This is a genomic window from Thalassotalea sp. Y01 (genome assembly GCF_012932945.1).
Lineage (GTDB): Bacteria > Pseudomonadota > Gammaproteobacteria > Enterobacterales > Alteromonadaceae > Thalassotalea_A.
The window spans coordinates 358,363-378,518 of record NZ_JABBXG010000004.1; the positions used below are offsets into that span (position 1 = coordinate 358,363).

General features: G+C 42.5%; 29 protein-coding genes and 1 pseudogene. 2 read left to right on the forward strand and 28 right to left on the reverse strand.

The window, feature by feature from the left end; all coding sequences use genetic code 11:
* Positions 1-27 precede the first annotated feature (27 nt).
* The 8 genes from HII16_RS08205 to HII16_RS08240 all read right to left on the reverse strand — a co-directional run bounded on the left by HII16_RS08205 (position 28) and on the right by HII16_RS08240 (position 4,393).
* A complete protein-coding gene (locus HII16_RS08205; RefSeq protein WP_169129151.1) occupies positions 28-441 on the reverse strand; it encodes a nuclear transport factor 2 family protein in 414 nt (137 codons plus the stop codon).
* A 28-nt stretch (positions 442-469) separates the two neighbouring features.
* Positions 470-901 (reverse strand): GNAT family N-acetyltransferase, encoded by a 432-nt coding sequence (locus HII16_RS08210; RefSeq protein WP_169129153.1) that lies wholly within the window; start codon positions 899-901, stop codon positions 470-472.
* Positions 902-1,011: 110 nt separating this feature from the next.
* Positions 1,012-1,371 carry a nuclear transport factor 2 family protein gene (locus tag HII16_RS08215; protein WP_169129155.1) on the reverse strand — a complete coding sequence of 120 codons (360 nt, stop codon included), beginning with the start codon at positions 1,369-1,371 and terminating at the stop codon, positions 1,012-1,014.
* Positions 1,372-1,434: 63 nt separating this feature from the next.
* Positions 1,435-2,181 (reverse strand): subclass B1 metallo-beta-lactamase, encoded by a 747-nt coding sequence (gene bla, locus HII16_RS08220; protein ID WP_169129157.1) that lies wholly within the window; start codon positions 2,179-2,181, stop codon positions 1,435-1,437.
* 9 nt (positions 2,182-2,190) lie between these two features.
* A complete protein-coding gene (locus HII16_RS08225) occupies positions 2,191-2,808 on the reverse strand; it encodes a DUF1287 domain-containing protein (RefSeq protein WP_169129159.1) in 618 nt (205 codons plus the stop codon).
* Between the two features lie 20 nt (positions 2,809-2,828).
* Entirely contained in the window at positions 2,829-3,623 is a 795-nt protein-coding gene (locus HII16_RS08230) for a PhzF family phenazine biosynthesis protein (protein ID WP_169129161.1), read from the reverse strand.
* A 28-nt stretch (positions 3,624-3,651) separates the two neighbouring features.
* Positions 3,652-4,056 carry a hypothetical protein gene (locus HII16_RS08235; protein ID WP_169129163.1) on the reverse strand — a complete coding sequence of 135 codons (405 nt, stop codon included), beginning with the start codon at positions 4,054-4,056 and terminating at the stop codon, positions 3,652-3,654.
* Between the two features lie 31 nt (positions 4,057-4,087).
* Positions 4,088-4,393, reverse strand: a complete 306-nt coding sequence (locus tag HII16_RS08240) for a hypothetical protein (protein WP_169129165.1) — start codon at positions 4,391-4,393, stop codon at positions 4,088-4,090.
* Positions 4,394-4,552: 159 nt separating this feature from the next.
* On the opposite strand from HII16_RS08240, the gene HII16_RS08245 reads away from it, so the two are divergent.
* Entirely contained in the window at positions 4,553-5,278 is a 726-nt protein-coding gene (locus tag HII16_RS08245; protein ID WP_169129167.1) for a hypothetical protein, read from the forward strand.
* Between the two features lie 15 nt (positions 5,279-5,293).
* Here the strand turns inward: HII16_RS08245 and HII16_RS08250 are convergent, their stop codons facing one another.
* Positions 5,294-5,578, reverse strand: a complete 285-nt coding sequence (locus HII16_RS08250; RefSeq protein ID WP_211183449.1) for a hypothetical protein — start codon at positions 5,576-5,578, stop codon at positions 5,294-5,296.
* A gap of 129 nt (positions 5,579-5,707) precedes the next feature.
* Entirely contained in the window at positions 5,708-5,992 is a 285-nt protein-coding gene (locus tag HII16_RS08255) for a DUF3861 domain-containing protein (protein ID WP_169129169.1), read from the reverse strand.
* Positions 5,993-6,225: 233 nt separating this feature from the next.
* Between HII16_RS08255 and HII16_RS08260 the strand changes: the two genes are divergently transcribed.
* The gene (locus tag HII16_RS08260; protein ID WP_169129171.1) at positions 6,226-6,882 is read left to right on the forward strand and encodes a methyltransferase domain-containing protein; all 657 of its coding nucleotides are present in this window, start codon (positions 6,226-6,228) and stop codon (positions 6,880-6,882) included.
* Positions 6,883-6,891: 9 nt separating this feature from the next.
* Here the strand turns inward: HII16_RS08260 and HII16_RS08265 are convergent, their stop codons facing one another.
* From HII16_RS08265 to HII16_RS08345, 18 genes and pseudogenes are all read right to left on the reverse strand, one after another.
* Positions 6,892-8,169, reverse strand: a complete 1,278-nt coding sequence (locus HII16_RS08265) for a cellulase family glycosylhydrolase (protein ID WP_169129173.1) — start codon at positions 8,167-8,169, stop codon at positions 6,892-6,894.
* A 93-nt stretch (positions 8,170-8,262) separates the two neighbouring features.
* Positions 8,263-8,457 (reverse strand): DUF4177 domain-containing protein, encoded by a 195-nt coding sequence (locus HII16_RS08270; RefSeq protein WP_169129175.1) that lies wholly within the window; start codon positions 8,455-8,457, stop codon positions 8,263-8,265.
* Between the two features lie 47 nt (positions 8,458-8,504).
* Complete coding sequence (locus HII16_RS08275; RefSeq protein ID WP_169129177.1) at positions 8,505-9,029, reverse strand: GrpB family protein; 525 nt, start codon at positions 9,027-9,029, stop codon at positions 8,505-8,507.
* A 2-nt stretch (positions 9,030-9,031) separates the two neighbouring features.
* The gene (locus tag HII16_RS08280) at positions 9,032-9,709 is read right to left on the reverse strand and encodes an alpha/beta hydrolase (protein WP_169129179.1); all 678 of its coding nucleotides are present in this window, start codon (positions 9,707-9,709) and stop codon (positions 9,032-9,034) included.
* Between the two features lie 25 nt (positions 9,710-9,734).
* Positions 9,735-10,238 carry a rod shape-determining protein gene (locus HII16_RS08285; protein ID WP_169129181.1) on the reverse strand — a complete coding sequence of 168 codons (504 nt, stop codon included), beginning with the start codon at positions 10,236-10,238 and terminating at the stop codon, positions 9,735-9,737.
* 45 nt (positions 10,239-10,283) lie between these two features.
* Positions 10,284-11,450, reverse strand: a complete 1,167-nt coding sequence (locus HII16_RS08290) for a serine hydrolase domain-containing protein (RefSeq protein ID WP_169129183.1) — start codon at positions 11,448-11,450, stop codon at positions 10,284-10,286.
* Between the two features lie 68 nt (positions 11,451-11,518).
* Positions 11,519-11,629, reverse strand: a pseudogene (locus HII16_RS16915) (aldehyde-activating protein); the annotation flags it as partial.
* Positions 11,630-11,733: 104 nt separating this feature from the next.
* Positions 11,734-11,946: a hypothetical protein gene (locus HII16_RS08295; protein ID WP_169128580.1), complete on the reverse strand. Its 213-nt coding sequence runs from the start codon at positions 11,944-11,946 to the stop codon at positions 11,734-11,736.
* Positions 11,947-11,969: 23 nt separating this feature from the next.
* Positions 11,970-12,179 (reverse strand): hypothetical protein, encoded by a 210-nt coding sequence (locus HII16_RS08300; protein WP_169129185.1) that lies wholly within the window; start codon positions 12,177-12,179, stop codon positions 11,970-11,972.
* Between the two features lie 343 nt (positions 12,180-12,522).
* On the reverse strand, positions 12,523-14,052 hold the full coding sequence (locus HII16_RS08305) for a serine hydrolase domain-containing protein (protein WP_169129187.1): 1,530 nt from the start codon (positions 14,050-14,052) through the stop codon (positions 12,523-12,525).
* A gap of 56 nt (positions 14,053-14,108) precedes the next feature.
* Positions 14,109-15,011, reverse strand: a complete 903-nt coding sequence (locus HII16_RS08310) for an alpha/beta hydrolase-fold protein (RefSeq protein ID WP_169129189.1) — start codon at positions 15,009-15,011, stop codon at positions 14,109-14,111.
* The gene (locus HII16_RS08315; RefSeq protein ID WP_169129191.1) at positions 14,995-16,041 is read right to left on the reverse strand and encodes an acyltransferase; all 1,047 of its coding nucleotides are present in this window, start codon (positions 16,039-16,041) and stop codon (positions 14,995-14,997) included. The genes HII16_RS08310 and HII16_RS08315 overlap by 17 nt, the downstream gene beginning before the upstream one ends.
* Positions 16,042-16,091: 50 nt before the next feature.
* Entirely contained in the window at positions 16,092-16,445 is a 354-nt protein-coding gene (locus HII16_RS08320) for a GFA family protein (RefSeq protein ID WP_169129193.1), read from the reverse strand.
* Positions 16,446-16,462: 17 nt separating this feature from the next.
* Positions 16,463-17,254, reverse strand: coding sequence for a polysaccharide deacetylase family protein (locus HII16_RS08325; RefSeq protein WP_169129195.1), 792 nt, complete (start codon positions 17,252-17,254; stop codon positions 16,463-16,465).
* A gap of 201 nt (positions 17,255-17,455) precedes the next feature.
* Positions 17,456-17,896: a hypothetical protein gene (locus HII16_RS08330; RefSeq protein ID WP_169129197.1), complete on the reverse strand. Its 441-nt coding sequence runs from the start codon at positions 17,894-17,896 to the stop codon at positions 17,456-17,458.
* A 28-nt stretch (positions 17,897-17,924) separates the two neighbouring features.
* Positions 17,925-18,296: a hypothetical protein gene (locus HII16_RS08335; RefSeq protein WP_169129199.1), complete on the reverse strand. Its 372-nt coding sequence runs from the start codon at positions 18,294-18,296 to the stop codon at positions 17,925-17,927.
* A gap of 124 nt (positions 18,297-18,420) precedes the next feature.
* Complete coding sequence (locus tag HII16_RS08340) at positions 18,421-19,623, reverse strand: hypothetical protein (RefSeq protein WP_169129201.1); 1,203 nt, start codon at positions 19,621-19,623, stop codon at positions 18,421-18,423.
* A gap of 123 nt (positions 19,624-19,746) precedes the next feature.
* The coding region (locus HII16_RS08345) for a VOC family protein (RefSeq protein WP_248289542.1) at positions 19,747-20,156 on the reverse strand (410 nt) is incomplete at its 5' end.

A 20,156-nucleotide genomic window follows, 5' to 3' on the forward strand; every position in this document is an offset into this window, starting at 1 on the left:
ACCTCAACAAACTCATCACCTATTGATCTACCAATATTCCCTTATCAAAGAAATTTTGCCGTCTTTAAATTCAAACAAACGCATCAGTGGTTTGCCATCTACTTCTTGTTTGCCATCCATAACCGTGGTCGAGACAAATGCAATGGTGATGGCATTGTCACCGACGATTTTATTGCTAATATTTGATGTCAGAGAATCTGCCATGCCCATATAATTCACCAGACCAGCGATAAAATCGGCTTTCGATAAGTCGGCACCATAATTAGGGTGCTGATAGCGCATATCGTCAGTTAATAATGCTGCAACAGCATCGATGTCGGCTTGGCTTGCGCCTTTGACCTTAGTGGCATCACTTAGGCTGACAAACTGTTCAACCGTCCTTAATGGCGAGGCATTGGCAAACAAAGGCAGACACAATAAAACGATCAGTAATTTACGCATGGAAACTCCTATAAAATGCACGTTCGCCTTACTTGGCGGCTAAGTCGGTAATAGAAAAATGATGGCTGGCGATATTAAAGCGGTTACGCAAATAAAAACGATGTGCGGGGAATTTTTGAATACCAGAGTCCAAATGCAACTGCTGGCAATTGTGCTCAATGCAGTAGGCCTTAAACCAATCGATGATAAATTTGCCCACCCCAGTTGATCGTTGCTGCTCATTGGTAACTAAGTCGTCAATATAAACATGCTTGCCCCAAGCGAGCTTTTCGCCAACCACAAACCCAGCGACACATAACACCTGTTGATTGGCCAATACATAAGCAATTTGATAGCCCGAGAGCCGTTGTTTTTGAATTTGAGCGATTATTGATGCTTGCGTATATTGTGGGCGTAACTGCAATAGCACATCCGCAACCGCAGCTAATTCATCGTCTGACTTGAGTAAGTGAACCTGCATAACTTCCCCAATAAAGCCACGCTAACCACATGACAACATTAGATATTATTAAACAATATACTGTACTGAAAAAACCACTAAAAGAAAACCAAAGACGTCAAATTCGGACATCAAAAAGCCGACTTCCATTGCTCGGTATCGATAAACCAACGCTCTTCATGCACTTTGTCACCGGTAAATTTAAACAATACCAATAGCTGTGACGACGATATTTTTTCAGACTTCCATTCCATAACGGTGATAACTTCCGCATCACCTGAAACTTGCCGCATGGCGGTGATTTCAAAACCGGGTGGTAGTATGTCACCTAAGCCATTCAGAGCTTGACGAAATGCTTGTTTACTATGCAAAACATCATTCTGACCAGGCATGATAAACGTCATATCATCGACATAATCTGCGACTAAAGCGTCAAAGTCGCCCCTGCCTACGGCATCCCAACCCCGCTGTACTATTTCAGCTAGATTCATGGCCTTGTCTCCTATGCAATTAGGACAGCTTAAATATAGTTGTTTTGTGCTGGTTTGTGTTGCTTAGATGCTGTTTTTTTCGTCGGCTTTATCTATAGCAAGCTTTTGCAGCGCCAACCTTTTGGTGTGATGTAATATATCGACTGTGCCTATTTTGCCATGCCCTGGTACCACCGTTTGAATAGTAGGGTACTGAGTTAACACTTTATCAATCGACTGCGGCCAGTCTGCGACCGACGCATCGGCAAGATTACCAAGGCTTTTACTGCCCAGGCTTTTGGCAAAGCAGCCGGCGAACAGTAACTGTTGTTGCGCTAGCCATACCACCACATTATCGTTTGAGTGCCCAGCGCCAGGGTAGAAGATCTCTATGCTATTTTCAGTTAACGCAAACGCTTGTTGTGTTATGACTACACTGGCCGTAGCTTGCTTTTTGCCACTCAAGAGTTGATTAGTCGCGACACTCGCATACGTTGCAATATCGAGCTTGTTGAACACCGCAAGTCCGCCACTGGCATCCTCATGAAAGTGGGTAGCAACGACGGCTTTGATCTCAAAACCTTGCGCATCTATCCAAGCAATCAGTTGCTTGCTATCCGCTTGCGTCCATGGCGTATCAATTACATAGGCTTGATTATTTTCAACCACAACCAACCCCGACGCGGCGACTAAGCCCCAAGGGGAAATATACTGATAAGAAACATGCTGATAGACATTATCGGCAATGCGTTTGACGTTTAAAGGTTGGCTTTTCTCAGTCGCGACAGCGCTAAAAGACAACATAATAAAACATAACAACAGCGTTTTCATATCAGACCTTTACGGATTTGATGCGGGTACATCAGTTTGTTTATACGTTGGCGGTACATATCGGTAATGGCCAGTAATTTGAAATGCGAATAACATATCATCCAGACTTGGGCCTGCACCTATATTATGGGCGATCAGTGGTACACCTTGCTCGGTTTGCTTGTCGGTAACAATACCAATATGCGGCAAGTTACCCGGTAGAAGCCAAGTAACGATATCGCCTGGTTGGTAATCCTTGGCCTGCTCACTGTTGGTTAAAACATCGCCGTGACGAGCAAAAAACACTTGTAGGTTAGGCACACGACGATGGTCAATGCTGGTGTCGGTTTTGCTCAACCCCCAGATCCGTTTTGATGGATATAAGGCAAAATTGTCAACCATATCCTCATGCACCAAGACTTGCAGGTCAACCCCTAAGGTCCGATACGAACGGATCACTACGTCGGTGCATACCCCGACATTGCTTGGCACATCACCATTCGGATAAGAAATGCCATAATATGAGCCATCGTAGTTTACCTGATGTGTTGTCCGCTCAACCGCTGCAGCGACAAAATCAGTGCTGAAGTTGTTTGCCAAACCTTGCTGGCTGAACAGGACAATTACCAGTACTAAGTATTTATTCATATAGAATTGATTACGCACGTTTAAATAAGTTCCTTTAGCGCTAACGAGTACTGCCTATCAAGGGTTGCTGCGGTTGAGATGACAATGGCATCGTTAGCACATTCAATAGAAAAGTCGCCACCGCGTTGCGATAGTTGCCGCGCGTTAAGGTGTGTTTTCGCAAGTTTTTTCGCCCAAAACGCCGCGATAGAACATTGTGCCGAGCCAGTAGCAGCATCTTCATCAATGCCAATGCTGGGCACAAAGTTACGTAATACATAGTCGCAGTGCTCGCCTGCTGCGGTAATGATAAGCGCATGCCAAGGCAATGATTTGATGTATTCAAGATTAGGAATAAAGTCTCGAACCTGCTCTTCGCTAGCCAAGACTAAAACCAAATCTCGACTGGAAAAAGCCCGCAGTGGGGCACAGCTGTTAATGGCACATAGACTAAAGTCTTGCGGTTCGGGCGTGATTGGCCAAACAGGGAATTGCAATGAAAACTGATCAGCGCACTTTTCTACCTGTGGGTTGCCATGCGCACTAAAAAATCGTATTGACATGGTTGCTTCTTCTGCTAACAAAACGCTTGCGGCGGCAATGGTGCCATGACCACATAAGTCGATTTCTTCGCTTTGTGTAAACCAGCGAATGTTGTATCCCTGTTTTGCCGGTGTGACAAAGACAGTCACTGGCGCCGCTTGTTGTCTGGCAATGGTTTGCAATAACTCGTCTGCAAGCCAGCTATCGAGTTCAATTACCGCAGCTGGGTTGCCACCATCGCTTTTATCAGAAAAAGCGCTGACCATTGAGACGGTAACCGTAGATAAAGACATGCTGACCTATTACTATCAGTGTTTGCTATTAATGCTTACTGTTACTGCTTATCGCCAGTATTGGAAACTTATTTTCACCAAATGAGATAGTCAGCGATTGGGTTTCGTTGGCATCAAAATTTAACTTAAAGTCGCTAGGCTGTTTGCGTTCACCGTTGGCAAACAACGCCAAAAGATGTTTGCTTTCAAGTTGGCGACTGCCACTGGCTAGGTTTTTTAAAGTGACAACCGCGTAACGCTCGCCAGCCTCATTGCTCATGATCACATAATTGAGTAATTCAAAATCACTCAAGGTCGGTTCGATACCACGATCATTAGCAAAGGCTAACTCAATATCGGCATTGACCGCGCGATCAACCGTTAATGTGTCGCTTTCAATGGTCAATGCTGAAAAAGATAAAAAGCACAGCAATATACTAAGTAATCGTTGCAAGCGAATTCTCCAAGAAATTATCTGTTCAATGCTAGTAAAACTTAAAATAGACGATACTAACCACTAAAACCGAGACCACATAAAGCTGAAACATAATACCGGCATGGCGGTGTTTTTTCGCTAACGCGCATACGGTTTCATTACGAATACTTTTAAGTAATTGCGCCCCTTTAGGCGAGACGAATACCATAGGTATTTTTAAAAATTTCGGCGCGCCAAGCTGCTGCCAAACATCAGGTTCTAGGGTTTTAACCGACTGGTAATATTTATACTCTGCTAAACCTGAACGCAACATTAACACCACCAAAATTGCGCTAAGTGCAATTGTAATAACCATAATCTCTGTTCTTTTTTAAAGGCTGGTAACCTCTATTTTTACACTGAAAGTCATCACAAATAAAGCATTAGCTTAGTCAACTTTATGGCTAATAGATTGAAATATAAGACCTTAGACCTAATATAATGAGCATAGCTATTATGCATGGGTCGCGGGTCTATGAAATTTCTAATTTGGTTTATTTTGTCTTTATCTCTGTATGGTTTTGCCGTGCAAACCAAGGCTGATAAGCAATCACCATATTCAATCGTTGCCATTGGCGAAATCTCGGCGCAAACCATTGCGGAAATAAAACAGCAAATGGACCAACATTACCACGCCATTTTATCTCGCTATAAAGTCGACACATTACCGCCCGTCACCATAAAAATATGGCAAGACAGAAGCGACTTTGAAGATGCCTACGGAACAGATGCGCAATATGTGCAAGGTTATGTGGTTGCCAGCGACTGGGAAATCCGTTTTTTTAATGGCCGACCAAAACTTGGCCTAGGTGTGGTACATGAGTTCACTCACTTGGTCACCCTAGCGGTCAATAGTGACTTTAATAACAACCCTAGATGGTTATGGGAAGCAACCGCGATTTATGAATCAATGCGGCCACCGGTGATTGCCATCGGCGAGTTAAAGTGCGTGTCGAGCAACAGAGTGCCAAGTATAGAACAACTGAACAATCACCCTTTTAACATTTATCGACTAGGCTATTACCTAAACGAATTTATCATCGCAACCTGGGGCTATGATGGTTTGCTGCGCTTAATCAAACACAATGGCGATATCAGCGCCGCATTAGGTATGTCAGAGCAAGCCTTTGTTGCTGCGTGGCAAACATTTTTGAACGGTAAATACACGTTATCTACGACTAACGTCAGCGACGATTGTTAAGCAAGCGAACGCCATCTACCATTTAACGATTTCTAAGGTGACTTTAATACCACCGACAAGGGGCGAACCACCAAAGCTTTTAGCATGGCGCAGCAGCGTGTCATGAAAACCTAAATTGGGGAATGCAACTTCCACGTCAGCAATGATGCGTTTATCTAACCCTTTGCAGATCATCCCTTTAGACGCATCAATCCAATCGGCTTTTCTGCAAGCCTCAATAACTGTTTGATGCGGCCCTGTATAAGGTGAGATTTTATGATGCCAAAAAATGCATAGCATAAATAATGGTGCGATAGACATGATTGCGATAACCAGGGAAATCTTCGCCTATCTGGTGTTTGTAACGCTCTAGTAAGTCATCAACTCGCGGGCACTGTTGTTTGATCTCTATTGAGCACATTGTTGGCTCCTGTAGACTAGTTAACGCGATTAAAGACTCTTTAGCCCTTTCATAAATACCGCAAACTGAGGTCTAAGTTCTTTAAATAACGGCTGCTTGGGGTGTTTTAACATCACTTCACCAAACAATTTCAAGCCCACAGCCAATGCCGTGGCATCACTTCTATCAAGATCCATTTTGCCTTGCATAGCCGCAACAATTTTAAACACATCGTCATGGTTTCTGGTCGTGAAACTCAATGCCTCACTGGCAACCAAATTACCTTTTTTATCTTCTACATGTTCGATAGTGAACTGGTATAAGTGACCTTTCATAATCAACTCCAATGCCTGTAATCGCTAATCAACGCATCAGTTAAGTGTAGCTAGGTATACCCGTTGCAGGTTAAATCAACCCCATGATCAGATTCGCCTATCAAAAAACTACGCTGTAGCTGGCTAATACATTAAATTCATTGCCTTTTAGCTTAGGTGCTGTAGTGTAGATACTACCCCGTTTGGTCACTTATCCTCGATAGTTGGCTTAGCGCTCAACTTTGAGGCAGCCAATGACACGATTACGTTTATGCTATCAAACCATCGAGTTTGAAAAGATCGACATCCACTTGTGTACCTTACGCAATCGACAAGAATTTCATGATCCCGATGGCGAAGCCGAAAAACTTGGCATCAGTTCTGCGTCTTGGCCGATATTTGGTGTCGTTTGGCCATCAAGCATCGTTCTTGCCCACTACATTTCAAAATACAACACCGCAACAAAACGCATATTAGAAATTGGCTGTGGTACCGCATTGAGTAGCTTGTTGTTAAATAAACAACAAGCCGATATCACCGCAACCGATCACCACCCACAAGCAGGCAAATTTCTTGAGCGTAACACTACACTTAATGAAGATGATGCGATCAGCTTTGTACGCACCGATTGGGCCGACGAAGATGATGATTTAGGCGAGTTTGATCTGATCATAGGCAGTGATTTGTTATACGAAGACCAACACATTGAATTGCTCGCTAGCTTTATTGACCAACACGCAAGAACCGCGTGTGAAGTTATTATTGTCGATCCTGGCAGGGGGCGAAAAAATAAGTTAACGGGTAGTATGCAAGCACTTGGCTATAGTGCATCGCAGTTTAAACCAGAGCATACCGATTACCTTAAAGATGACTTTAAAGGTTATATTTTAAAGTATGAACGTATCGCGTAAACGACTGATTTATTTAGGTAACTTGCCACCGATCGATTCGACAAATTCCGGAAGCAAGCGGCATTGCTCGGTCGCTAGGTTTTCCACCATTTTTAACAACACATCACTGGCAAACTCTTTACTCGGTTTAGGGCCACGGTTGGCTAAGTACGTGGTAATCACCGAAAACCCTTGTGGATGATGACATTGCCAAGGCTGCGTTGCACGGGCAAATTTTTTCGTAGTCCACCAACTCCAGCCAACCATGTCACGTTCCATCATGGTGGTAAATTTACGGTTGAATGCAAGCCAATCTTGCCACGCCAATTTATTCCAGTTTTCACCGCCTTCACCAAACCACACTGGGTGATCTGCGGCCATAACCTCTTTTACCGAGGCCGGCAATTGCTCGATTGACGTTGGTGCAGGGTAGGCATGAAAGGCGTAAACGGTATTGGCATCCCAAGCAGGCAATAAATCTTTCATGTTTTGCGCCCAAAATCCGCCTTCTAAAAATAGGATTTTTTTGCCTTGGTCAATATTACGCAACGCTTTTGATATTTGCATATACAACTCACGCAGCGGCATATTGTCATGCTGCTCAAATTTATCACCACCAAGCTCTTCTGTGCCGGGTAGCATAGGCTCATTTAGAACATCGTAACCTATCATCCAGGGGTTATCTTTATAACGACGGGCAAGGGTTTCCCACAACGCGATGGTTTGCGGCCAATAAACCTCAGGCTCATGCCATAATCGAGCGACTCCATCTGAATCAGCAATATTATGCGCGCTTTGTCCGCCAGGCGCGGCATGCATATCTAAGATCACATACAACTGGTATTTACTGGCCCAAGCGACAACATTATCCAGCAGTGCTAAGCCTGATGGGTCGAAGTAATAGGGTGCTGATTTACCTTGTTTATCGCGAGGCATGATTCTGTCGGCATTAAATGGTACCCGCAGCGAATTAAATCCCCAGCTGGCAATGGCTTTAATATCATCTTCGCTGACATAATTGGCTTCATACAGGGTAAAGAATTTATCGGCGGTTGCTTGATCGGTCAAATCAACAACGGCATTGCGAATGCGTCGTGGCGAATCGTAGGGTTTGGGTAAGCCAAGCATGTAGCCTTCGGGCATCAGCCAACCGCCCAGACCAAAGCCAGTCAATACCACGGCCTCACCTTTGCTGTTCACCAGCTTATTTTGCTCAACTTTAAGGTGCGATTTAGGGAGGTCTTGTGCGCTTGCCAGATTTGCAAAAAAACACAGTAGACTAAAAACTGACAGCTTAAGAAATTTCATGGCTTGCCTCGGCATACAATAAGTAGATATTTACATCTCATCAGCCCATCCGGCACCACCGAACATATGAGAACGCTGTTATATTATTGTTGGTTATAGTTCTTTTTTCATTACGCCAGCAAACTCAAAGCCGCCTTCCAGCTCTCTAAAATCGACATTGACCAGTTGCCAGCCTTCGGCACCTAACGAATTCAAATACGCTTCAATATCTTCACGTTGCCGACCTTTGAATAGGCCTGCGCTATCCACATCGCGTGTATCTATGATTTTGTACTGATAACTTTTCATGATTTGTCCCCTGTATATTTCAATGCCTTTATATGGCTCAGCATCTATTAATTTGCACAATTAAGGCGATCATAAAAACACTTTTTGTGCATTTTATAGGCCTCTTTATCGTTAGGATATTTGGCCGCTAAGCTCCGTTTTAGCTGATTTAGCTCAGCAATTAATGTGCTATTGCCTTGCATTACCTTAACAAAATGTAAGTGTTTATCGATTTGCATATCTCCAGCCTGATAGATATGCAAATGTGTTTTTCGTTGCGGGTTGCGCTGTTGCTTGCCCTGCTGTCTACTTTGCGGCGCAGCTTGTGGCCTTGAAAAATACTGCCGACCAACAATACCGTATTCACCTTTGTAAACGTAACCTAGGTCAATAAGCTGTTGCTTTGACTGTGCCACAGCAGATATATCGTCAACTACACCAAGTACATCGATGCAGTCCTTGGCATATAAGCCTTCGATTGCGGTCGAGCCAATATGAAACACATCGATTGCGCCACAAAAGGCCGATAAAATCGCCCGTTGTTCCCTTTCAAAGTCTTCCTGCCATTGGCTATTGTGAGGGAATAAATACATGGTTAGCCTTTATTGTGCTTGGTATCGCTGGCTTTGATCCAGCGCTTTACCGGTTGCAGCCACTCATCTCTGGGCAGATAGAACGCGCCATGTGACTTGCCGGTACTGATTGAGATCTCGGTAAATGAACTGACATTATCACTGCGTTGCACTAAAAAATCACAGGAGCCGACCTTATCTGAGGTTTCAAAAATCGAAAATACCGCACCATACACTTGAACATCGGCATTGTGCTTTATTAATCCTGCGCAACCGGCAAGAATGATGGTGTTTACCTTATCTGACTTTAACTCGTTTGCGGTAAGAATCGAAATGGCGCCGCCCCGAGAAAAGCCCAAAAGGGTAATGTTTTCAGCGTCAACGCCAGCCGTAATTAGCCTATTCACATCTTGCGCTAACAGCTTTGCATGCTCAAACGGATCGGTATGCGCGGCTCGATGGTACGCAATAAGGTGATAATCATCATCCTTGAGTTGTTGTTTTATAAGCGGGAAATCATACACCCCCCATTCTTTATGCCGTGGTGTTGAGTTTGCTCCTTCAACAATGTAGCCATGAGAATAAAACACATATTTATCTGCGGCGTTTATTGTTTGTGGAAAGGTATCATATGTATTCCCAGCATGAACCAGACCACACATCGATAACAACAATAGGACCAACATTTGTTTGCAACGCATAATACTCCTTAGAACAACCAACAGGTTAGATAGAGGCCGTCTCTGCCGCCAAGTCATCTTCCTGCTTAACAATATCTTTAAAGTTAATACTGGCAACGTCTAATGTCGCTGGGCCCTGATGAACGGCAACGTCTCTAGCACCAGCGCCGAGCGCCATTTCTTTAAACGCTCTTATCTCAATCATCGTTAATCCACCGTCAGTTTTTTCCATTGGCTGAATGATAATGGCCGGCGCTGGCGAAATAAATTTATTGCCAACCAGCTGTTTGACGATTTCTTGAAGCAGGCGTTCAGCAACAAAAAAGTTGCTTAATAGTGCTCGCGGGTGAGAAAAAGGGTTTAACGGGTTAACGTAAGCTGCATTGCCAATAGCGATAATTTTCTTCTCACCATTTTTTCTGGTTTCGAGCTGCAACAAAGGTTTTTCATCAAATACTTTATTGGTTTGTATATCAACAACCCTGATGCGATTTTCCCAAATCTGTACATACAATGTAGAACCAAACTTATTGATAATACTGCGAATCATTTAGTTGTCTTCCTAAAGGTAAATGCCTAATAACAAGGCTGTATATTATTGTGATCTTGCCAATCGTAGCTTGTACCCTTGAATTTCAGGGGAATCTGGGTCGAGCAATTTAAGAGCATCTATCATGCCAGCGATCCCAGATTTATTGGGGGCATTAAAAAAGATGATTAAGCCATCACCGCTGTCGGGGTAATAATAGGTCAGCGATACGATGCTCCAATTGGTGCCTCGATGACCAATAGTGTTACCGTTGGGCAAATGCGCCATGCTCCAACCTAAGCCATAACCAAGTTGGCTAGGGCATGCCGATGTAGGGGCGTCACCACAGATAATTTCACTTTGTGTAAACTGAATACCTTGCATGGTGTTGCGGTCTTGTATAAGCGCTGCCGATAAGCCTTCGCCTTGCATCGACGAAATTAAAAAACGAGCATAGTCGGCGACCGTAATCACCAAATTTGCCGCCGCCGAATAGCTACCTTCTTTACTGCAATACCCAGCAGGGTGACAGTAAAAGCCATAAAACTTGCCGTCTTTATCGAGCGGTTCAGCGATATTAGCGAAGTTGCTTTTATCCACCACAATGGCGGCGCTAGACATCGACAAAGGCTCGAAGATGGTTGATTGCACCAGTTTCGGAAACGGTACTCCAAGCTTGTTTTCAGCGTACTTTGCCAAGTACTCATAGCCTTCGCCGGAATAATTAAAGCTGTTGCCGGGAGCATCAATAAAACGCAGTTTGCCGTCATCAGCAAAATAACGCCAATTGATAAAGCCGCCAGTATGGGACAACAACATTCTTGCGGTTAGTTGGTGCACTCTGGGGTCACCGTTAAGATCAGGGTCAAGCCAATACGGTGCCACCGGTTCATCTAACGATAACTTACCTTGTGCGGCTAGCCTTAGAATGGTTTCAGCCGTTATGGTCTTTGTTAATGAGGCAATGTTAAATAAGGTGTTCGCCGTTGCAGGCACACCAGAAGATTGTTGGCCAAATTGATTTTGCCAAATGACTTTTTGTCTTTTAATGACCGCCACGCCAGCGGTATTTATATTGTGCTTAGCAATCAGCTCAGCAAACGCCATATTTAATTTAGCTGCACGAGCCGCAGAAATATCTTTGATATCGCCGAGCTGTGCGTGTGCTGTATTGCTCAATAATGACAAAAAGCACACGGTAATAACCTGAAATAAACGAGTGTTTGGCATCATATCCTGTAATTTCTGTGAACTAATTTATGACGTTGAATCACCGTCTGCTAACCGCAACGATCAACACTCTAGTTGCGCCGCGGTTCAAATGCATCATACCTTGGTAACTCAGCATCGAGGTCTTCCCAGTTCGCTTTTGATGAAACAAAATTATGAGATATGGGCCGTTCGCTAATGTCACCGCTAACTGTAATTTGTACGGCACCACATAAGCATTTTCCAAGGTACATTTCGAGATTACTCCTGCTCTTTAATGCACCAATAACCTATGTACAGAGAGTTATTACTGATCATCGTTGTTGTTTTTGCTGTTTTGTCCGTCGTTATGGTCGTTGTGCTTGGCTTTATTTGCTACACCAAAGGCGACACCGACTGCGGCACCAATCACTAACCCATAACCTGGCTCACCAAACAAAGGTTCGCCAAAGACAATACCAATACCAGCCCCCATGGCGATAGCCAACCCCATTTGATTATTACTTTTTGGCTTGCTCATATATTGCTTATATCGTGGTCATATTAAGATTGATACCAAACGCTGATCACTAAAGTCGATGGAAACCAAGAACCACCGCTTTGCGACTGACTGATTTTGGTGATTTTAATATCCGGCTTTGATGCGAGCCAAAGATTGACCTCCGCTTCTAAGCCACCATCCGTCGCTGATTCACTGCTTGGCCAAAAGCCGCGTTTGGGTTTTAATAATTTAGTAAATATTTTCACTTCCATCTGCGATCAAACTCCGAGTTTAATAAAATAATGTGATTAACCGCGTGCCCGCTTAGCGGCGCGTCGCGCAATAAGGGCATGGATAAACGCCCAAATCATGGTTTCATATTGACACTTATTACTTCCCCTTCAATAACCACATTGGCCAAAAGCAGGTAACAAGGCTTTTGCCTGTTTAACAACAATCAAATCCAAATAAGCTAAAATAACGCTCAATTATTGCACTTGCGACGAATTAATATGTCGAACAAGCTGTCTTAAACAATAAAATATTTGTATTCAAAGCCTAGCAAAAACAAATATTTATATCATCCTTTAGACATATTCTGTTACTGATTTGTGGTTACTTACCGTCGGCTATCGCCTTTAACTTAACAGCACGCTGACCATACAACTGAAAAGCCTGATAATCATCAGCTGGTAAAAACGACAGTGTTACGCCAGTATTTACGTGGATAAAATCCAGTTTCTCGCCTGCGATGGGGGTCAGCATATATTCATCACCATTGGGGAATATCAAGGCGATTTGCTCACTAGGTTGATCAAAACGAATGACAACATCAATTTGCTTATTCCATTTATAATTACCCGCCAAGCTCGCCAGCACGTCGCTATTAACCGCTTTACGCTGCACCTCAATTTGAGCAAATGATTGCCAGTCGTATACTGCCGCCGCAGACAGCAGTAATTCGTTGCCTAGCTGACCGCCGTTATCTGAATTAATCAAATACACAAGACCATTGCCACTGGTTAAGTCTATGCTCATGCCGGTGCGATAACCCGCATTACCACCATAATGTGTGATAGAAAGACCACCACCGGTTTTATCAACAATAAAGCCATAAACTGAACCATCACGCTCGTCGTTTAACAACGACTCAATATCAGATTTAGCAAACAACTTACTGTTGCCTTGATACGCTTGGTAAATCTCAATCATAAACTTAGCCATATCAACCGAGTTACTCCATAAGCCCGCCGCCGCTTGCTCAGGGTAATTATGCCAACCGCCGTCGATAACCTCACCAGTTTGACTATAGCCCTTGGCAACCTTGCTAGATTTTGCTGCAGGTAAAGGTTGTGTAAAATCAGATTGCTGCATGGCCACAGGTGCTAAAATCCAGTAATGCATAATATCGGCAAACGGTTTATCGAAGACATTTTGCAGTGCCAATTCAGCTAAGGTATAGGCACCACCGGAATAGGTTAATGTTTGGTTTGGCGCGGCGACAACCGCAATAGCAGGAGAATTAACCCCAGGGCTGCCTTTTAAAATGTCGCTGTCACTTGGTAGCGGTAGGTCTTGTGCATAGCCCATGTAGCCACCTGGAGTTATGCCTGATGTATGGGCGAATATATTGCGCAAGGTGACAGGGTTGTCTTCTGATTGCGCCCCTGATGGCAAGGTAAAGTCGGTTAAATAGTCTTGAATGTTGTTGTCTAAATTGATCTTCCCCGCAGCTTGCATGCGCACCGCGGCCATAACCGTTACCGGCTTAGACAATGACGCCGCTTGAAATAGACTTTGGCAGTCTAGGGGCTGTTGAGTGCTAAATTGGCTATTTTGGTAGGTGTCAGCCCAATCAATCTTGCCTTGCTTAATTAGCGCAAGCGATAACGCTGGGATTTTGTACTCCGACATTTTATCGCCAATGGTGCGCAACGATTCCGTCTCGGTCAGAAATTTAACCTTGCTGCGCAGGCCGTTGTCTAACTGATTTTTACCCGCTAAGGCTTGAGAATTCAGTTCGCAGCCAGCTTTAATTGGCGACTTACTGGTCTTGGAGTGTGGTTCTGGTTGCTCAGTTTGTTGCAATGCAACAGCTGAATTTACCCACATTATTGTTAACCCAGTAACGACCCATTTGTTCATAACGGCTTCCTGTGCTTAATATTTTTCTGCTGACTTGTCTGTTATACCGAATTCAATCAGGGTTTACCATAAATCCAATCCAGCCCTTGAATCAAAGTAGTCGGAAACGCTGTCGCATGTTTGGCGCCATCTATAACAACAAATTTGAGCGTGATTTGTTCACCTGATTGTGCGGTTATCTTTTTTACCAACTGTTCAGCGCCCACTACCATGTCATTTTTTTGGCCAAATTCAGGCCGCTCTAAGCTACCAACAGCGACATAAACCTTGACTGGCGACGTTGGCTTAATCACCTTGGCCACTAAAATGTCATGGTTATTAAACCAAACAGATGGGCTGCCCAAAATATAACTGGCAAACATGTCAGGGTGTTTAAACAATAGATATGCGCCAAACAACCCTCCTAACGAATTGCCCACAAACGTGCGCCTTTGCTGCTGCGTACGATAATTTTTTTCAATATAGGGGATTACATTATCGCGAATAAATAGCGCATGTTGCTCTGCATCACCGGTTTGCATTTTCCAATCAGAGGCTTTGCTCGGGGTATAATCTCGAACCCTGCTAGTCGCGCCTTTAGAGCCTTTTGAATAAGAAACAGCAACAATAATGGCCTCGTCCATGCGACCAATATTCATTGGGTATCTACTGGCACCAGAGGCTATTTGAAAACTGTACAACGCATCGGTTAAATAGATCACCGGGTAGTGATTGTCGGTATTGGCGTGATACGAGCGCGGCAATTTAATAAACAGTGGATACGTTCGCGAGGTTGCCTCATCTTGTAACTCGATAACCGTACTTCTTGGCACTTCAAATCTCGGATCGCTGGCACTGGTACTAGCAAAGCTATTGGCAGCCAAGCCCAAGCAGCAAAGCAACAAGCCGATGACACAAACACATGACTTCAATGATGATTCCTTAATCGCGTTTTTCTCGACCTTACACAGAGGCGGCATTAGTCACCGCTTTATTGGCTGCGCGCTTTGCCGGCAAGTTTCGTATCCAAGTGGCGACCGGTTTCTCAAAATATCGATGCGACAGAAAAGCCGCGAAAATGCTGAGCAATAAAGACAGTAGCAATTTCAACTCAACCGCCAGCGCGTACTGATTAACATGAGCGATGATGGGCATATGTAATAAGTACAATGAATACGATATTTTGCCAATAAAATCACCAAGTCGGTTGGCCAATAAAAGATTATTATTAGGCACCAAAAACACCAGACAAAAGAAAACGCTACTCATCACCAATAACACTTCATAGCTTAGCCACATTTTACGTTTGGCATCGGTTGTCACCGGTGACAAGGCAGGGTACAACAGCGGAATTAAACACAGTGCCAAGATAAACCAATGGCTTTTCAGGTAATCGGGTACTTTTAATGAGTCATAATGCATACCCATGATCACCCCAACAAAAAACAAGGGTAGGCTTCTAAGCACGTTGAATACATTGTAGGGCACACCATATACATCGCCATAAATACGGGGGAAGTTAGTGAAAAACAATAAAATCATCACCGCAATAATGGCCACATAAATATAGCCACGACGACGTTTAGCAGATAACCAAAACACTAGAAAAACAAGATAAAATTGAATCTCTGGTGGGATAGACCAAAGTACGCTGTCACCAAAGATAAACAACAAATGCGCTACTAAGCTTTGCTCATCGGGTATGTTATAAAGCAGTGGATTATCGGTTTGGGTTAAAATGTAAGAGCTCACCACTATCACCAAATAAAGCGGTAGCACTCTGCCTGCTCGAGCTAAAAAATAAGCCTGTATATTGGCCTTGTTACAGTCTTTACCTAAATACAGATAAGACATCAAAAAGCCACTCAAGAGAAAAAACAACATCACTCCGTATGCGCCAGAACCACCACCTAAGATGCCACCTAGCCAATTAGTGATGTCACTAAAGTGGGTAAAAAAGACAATCAGTGCGGCGATCCCACGCAGTGAATTTAATTTTCTTATGTGCAATTGGTTCCCTTTGCTCAAATGCAGGTAAGTTTTATTTTTACTTGGCTTGACTACAGCTCATTTCGGCCATCAAACTGGATAATCTCAAGTTCTCGTGGCTCAAGATCATCAACACAACCTAAGTTAATACGATAATGACCTGGTTGCTCCGTTGTATCATGAAACGGGTAAATACCACAGGTTTTACAAAAATAATGATTCACCTCATCATCACCCCAATGATATATGGCAAGATTTGCTTTTTCAGACAGTAACTTAAAATCACTAGGTGAGTAGCTTTGCTGCGACATAATGGCATTTTTGCGCAAGCAAATTGAACAATTACACTGTAATGCTGTGGTGATCTGTTCACTTTGAAATTCAAATTGAACAGCCTTGCAGTGACAACTTCCTTGGTAATTCATTTTTAACCTCTTTGTGGTTACTTTTTTGCGCCAATTTTTGCGCTGTGCTTGATGATATTAATGTATGTGTCGACGTAGTAGATGTCGAGATTGCTGGCTAAATACTGCAGCATTTCCTCATGTGCTTGCTGACTATTCGCAGAATGATCGCCACCAACACCATGAAACAAAATATTGAAGATTTGCGTACCTTTGTCGGCTTCTTGTTTAATACGTGCAATCAGTTGTTGCGCTGTAACGTTGTCGGGTGCCCATAACACAGCCGCACCATGCGGCAGTTGTTCATGGCCTTTTATGGCGACAAACATGGATTCGACATGGGGTAAGTAGTTTTCGCCGCTTACCTTTAGATCATTACACGGTGCGGTATAGGTGCGTTCGGTTTGGCCATCAAGCGCCATCAGAAACCCGTTAGCAATCTTAATTTCGTCGATGAACTCAGCCAATTTATAAGTATCGAGATTGTAGTAAGATTTAACCCAATCACGGTTGGCAACCGAGGCACTGCATGGGTGATACACTGTGTGGTTACCAAGCTCATGGCCATCTTTTGCCACTTGGCGCCATTCAGCTAATCGCGAGGTAAAAGCCTTGGATGCTAAAGTTGGATAAAAAGACGCTTTAAGGCCGTATTTATTAAGCGCGGGTAAGGCATGATCCAGTTGGCTATGTAGCGCGTCATCATATGACAAACTCACCGCCATGCGCTGATGTTTAGGCCAATTTATGTTTTGTGTCGCTCGCGTTTGCGATGACCATACAGACAACCCTATTGCGATAACGATGATAACGTTGTTGATATTGTTCATATGACTCCTTTGCCGTTAGCATCTCAATAATAAGCCCTTTTGTAAATTCAAAGCTGACTCAATGAAATACGACCAAGGCAAAAGCCTTTGAACTGGTATGTTTTTCTAGGTTGGGTATATTTAGGCATTTTTGCCTCCTCAAAGTGATGAGGAGGTGTCCACTAAAACGGGGGAAGAGCATTGTCCTGCTTGAGTGGTTTGTTAGGTTGTAGTTTCACTACAACATTTTAGTGAACGAATATATACATTATCAGGCTCATCCTCATCTTGATACTCAAAGCCGCAATCAATAATCAAATTGGATCTTATCAACTTATCTATATAAATATCAGTAACATCCTCAAAGTTATTCATATCTGATTTTTTACCAAATGAAAAAGGCCAGTCGTCATACGTATCAGATACAAACTGGATTAGATCGCCTTGGTTCTCAGACAGGTAATAAGTAACAAGTAATGAAGATACGGGGTTTCTAACTATTTCCATTTTAGTAATTACAGGCAAATGTAGAAACCCGATTGTTTCATTCTTTGATATGTTAACTAGTTCAAAACCTACAGCCATATTTCCTTTACAACCTAACGCCCCACTAAGAGGCAAATAACGCTTGGCTAAAATCTGGCACGCAGTGACAAAAGCCAAGCTTTATTTGTCCTGCTTAAGTGCCTTGTTATAGGGCTTTTCTATCCCAGACAACAAATGATGCGTTCTCAGCACTACTTGCAGATAACGCCAGTTGTTCATTGTCAAAACCATTCAACTCTTGAAACATTGACATAAACTCGGGTGCTTTGGGACTTTCAGAGGCTAAGTAAAAATCAATATTTTCACACTCAAACTTCCAAAACAAATCATCACTGAATGGGCCTTTATCGTTTGTGATGATTTTAATAAATCGAATAGTTTTTGGGTCAACATTGATTCTTTTACCAAATGAACCTTTACACAAAAATATATCACCAACTTCAATTAACCAAGGGCCACGAGGATAGAAATTTTCGTTACCTGATTTTTTACGAAATAGTCGATTTAACAATGACACTTATTGAGCCCTATAACGCCTCACTAAGAGGCAAATAATAGTTGGTTAAAATAAGCGACGCAGGAGCAAAAACCAACTGTTATTTGTCCTGCTTGAGTGACTTGTTAGGGGGAAGCTTGACTACTTAAGCTTTTTTTAATTCAATTTCTAAAAGATAAAGAGAAGCCATAGTTAAAGCTATTTGATTGCATTTCTCTAAATATTTTGAATAAGGAATAGTTCGTAAACTTCCTGTACCGCCACTACGATATTCTATTGTTTTGCCTTTATCTATCAGGTGCATAGATTGATGATGAGATGCATTTCTTAATGAACTGTCTGTACACAATAAAAAAGGAGACAAATCAGAATTATCTAGAAATGGATTACCTCGGTTCGCTTTATTTATTGTTAAATACTTTTGTAAATCCATACTTTGAAATTGATCGTACTCACGCCCTTGAATAATATTATTCAAGCATGCCAACACAGCTATGTTACTAGTAAAATGTTCATATGCATTTCCATAAAACATTTTTGTTTTATTAAAGCCGTATGATGTTGCAACATGTCCTTCTGGTGTTTCCATCTGGTTTTTTACATACAAAATAACCTGATCATATTCAGAGTAATCATCAAAAAACTCCGAGAAACAATCAAAATAGCGCTTCATATTACTTTGCATCATATTGCTTTTATAGTAAGTGACAAAAGAACTAAATTGAGTTGGAAAGCTATTTTTAGCAAGTTTCAAAGCATTCATTGCTCCGTCAGTTATTGGGTAAGCTTTTGGTAAGGTTAATCGATATAAGAAATCGTTGGTTACAGCTTCAATACTTTTGTTTGCGGCTGTAAAATGAGGAGGGTTATATTTTTTTAATACTCTCAAAGATAAAGAAGATTTATTTTTATTTGCTAAAGACCAGCCTTTTTTAACTATTTGCCAAGTATTGCTTATTTGATCTAAACCACCTAATTGTTCATAGATATCGCCTCGACCTTGGCGTTCTGGTTTTAACAATATTGGAGGGATATCACTATGCCTCATTATCGCCATTGCCTCTTGCATCCATGAAAAGTTTAAATCTGTATGAGCATTACTCTCATCCAACAAGAAGTGAGGATCAAGATTAATAATGATGCCTTCCTCATCTATTGCTCTACTATTTTCACAAAACTCAAATTTAGTGGAAACATTTTTAAAATCGATATGAATACCTAGACCTATAGGCTCTTCACAACCTTGACAAGAAAAGTCAAATCTATGATAAGAATTGTGCCCAAGCGACACCCTAAGTGTTAAAACTTCTTCGCATGTGATGCATTGAATAGATTGACGTAACTTCACGGACTCTCCCTGACCCCTAACGCTTTGCTAAGCGGCAATTAAATAATTGGCTAAAATTAGCGAGGAACGAGCAAAAGCCAACTGTTTTTTGTCCGTTTGAGCAACTTGTTAAGTTGCGCACCCCTAATCTACTACAGCCATTCCTGGCGTGTAATATGTAATTTCAAAACGAATACCGTCAGGATCTTTCATAAACAAAGCGACTGCATCTCCCCTATGTTGTGTTTCAGGAACCAAAAAACCAGACTCTTTCATCTGTTTTTGTACATCAATTACAAATTCAGGTGAAGGCGCGCAGAAACCTATATGGTTCATGCCTGCTCCATACCTTTCATATTCACTTGTACCAGCTTTAGCTTGGTCAAATTGAAAGAAAAAACCTTCCCCATCTGTCCACACATAATCCCGTAACTTTTCAAATCCTATTAAAGATAATAATTTATCGTAATACGGCATACTTTCTTCTAATGATGTAACCAAAAAAGTTAAATGATCAATCTTAAGCGGCATATTATCTCCATAGCAACTTAACG

Coding starts and splice junctions, on each gene's coding strand:
- HII16_RS08205 (WP_169129151.1), bottom strand. CDS start 441: ATGCGTAAATTACTGATCGTTTTATTGTGTCTGCCTTTGTTTGCCAAT.
- HII16_RS08210 (WP_169129153.1), bottom strand. CDS start 901: ATGCAGGTTCACTTACTCAAGTCAGACGATGAATTAGCTGCGGTTGCG.
- HII16_RS08215 (WP_169129155.1), bottom strand. CDS start 1,371: ATGAATCTAGCTGAAATAGTACAGCGGGGTTGGGATGCCGTAGGCAGG.
- bla (WP_169129157.1), bottom strand. CDS start 2,181: ATGAAAACGCTGTTGTTATGTTTTATTATGTTGTCTTTTAGCGCTGTC.
- HII16_RS08225 (WP_169129159.1), bottom strand. CDS start 2,808: ATGAATAAATACTTAGTACTGGTAATTGTCCTGTTCAGCCAGCAAGGT.
- HII16_RS08230 (WP_169129161.1), bottom strand. CDS start 3,623: ATGTCTTTATCTACGGTTACCGTCTCAATGGTCAGCGCTTTTTCTGAT.
- HII16_RS08240 (WP_169129165.1), bottom strand. CDS start 4,393: ATGGTTATTACAATTGCACTTAGCGCAATTTTGGTGGTGTTAATGTTG.
- HII16_RS08245 (WP_169129167.1), top strand. CDS start 4,553: ATGAAATTTCTAATTTGGTTTATTTTGTCTTTATCTCTGTATGGTTTT.
- HII16_RS08250 (WP_211183449.1), bottom strand. CDS start 5,578: ATGTCTATCGCACCATTATTTATGCTATGCATTTTTTGGCATCATAAA.
- HII16_RS08255 (WP_169129169.1), bottom strand. CDS start 5,992: ATGAAAGGTCACTTATACCAGTTCACTATCGAACATGTAGAAGATAAA.
- HII16_RS08260 (WP_169129171.1), top strand. CDS start 6,226: ATGACACGATTACGTTTATGCTATCAAACCATCGAGTTTGAAAAGATC.
- HII16_RS08265 (WP_169129173.1), bottom strand. CDS start 8,169: ATGAAATTTCTTAAGCTGTCAGTTTTTAGTCTACTGTGTTTTTTTGCA.
- HII16_RS08270 (WP_169129175.1), bottom strand. CDS start 8,457: ATGAAAAGTTATCAGTACAAAATCATAGATACACGCGATGTGGATAGC.
- HII16_RS08275 (WP_169129177.1), bottom strand. CDS start 9,029: ATGTATTTATTCCCTCACAATAGCCAATGGCAGGAAGACTTTGAAAGG.
- HII16_RS08280 (WP_169129179.1), bottom strand. CDS start 9,709: ATGCGTTGCAAACAAATGTTGGTCCTATTGTTGTTATCGATGTGTGGT.
- HII16_RS08285 (WP_169129181.1), bottom strand. CDS start 10,238: ATGATTCGCAGTATTATCAATAAGTTTGGTTCTACATTGTATGTACAG.
- HII16_RS08290 (WP_169129183.1), bottom strand. CDS start 11,450: ATGATGCCAAACACTCGTTTATTTCAGGTTATTACCGTGTGCTTTTTG.
- HII16_RS08295 (WP_169128580.1), bottom strand. CDS start 11,946: ATGAGCAAGCCAAAAAGTAATAATCAAATGGGGTTGGCTATCGCCATG.
- HII16_RS08300 (WP_169129185.1), bottom strand. CDS start 12,179: ATGGAAGTGAAAATATTTACTAAATTATTAAAACCCAAACGCGGCTTT.
- HII16_RS08305 (WP_169129187.1), bottom strand. CDS start 14,052: ATGAACAAATGGGTCGTTACTGGGTTAACAATAATGTGGGTAAATTCA.
- HII16_RS08310 (WP_169129189.1), bottom strand. CDS start 15,011: ATGCCGCCTCTGTGTAAGGTCGAGAAAAACGCGATTAAGGAATCATCA.
- HII16_RS08320 (WP_169129193.1), bottom strand. CDS start 16,445: ATGAATTACCAAGGAAGTTGTCACTGCAAGGCTGTTCAATTTGAATTT.
- HII16_RS08325 (WP_169129195.1), bottom strand. CDS start 17,254: ATGAACAATATCAACAACGTTATCATCGTTATCGCAATAGGGTTGTCT.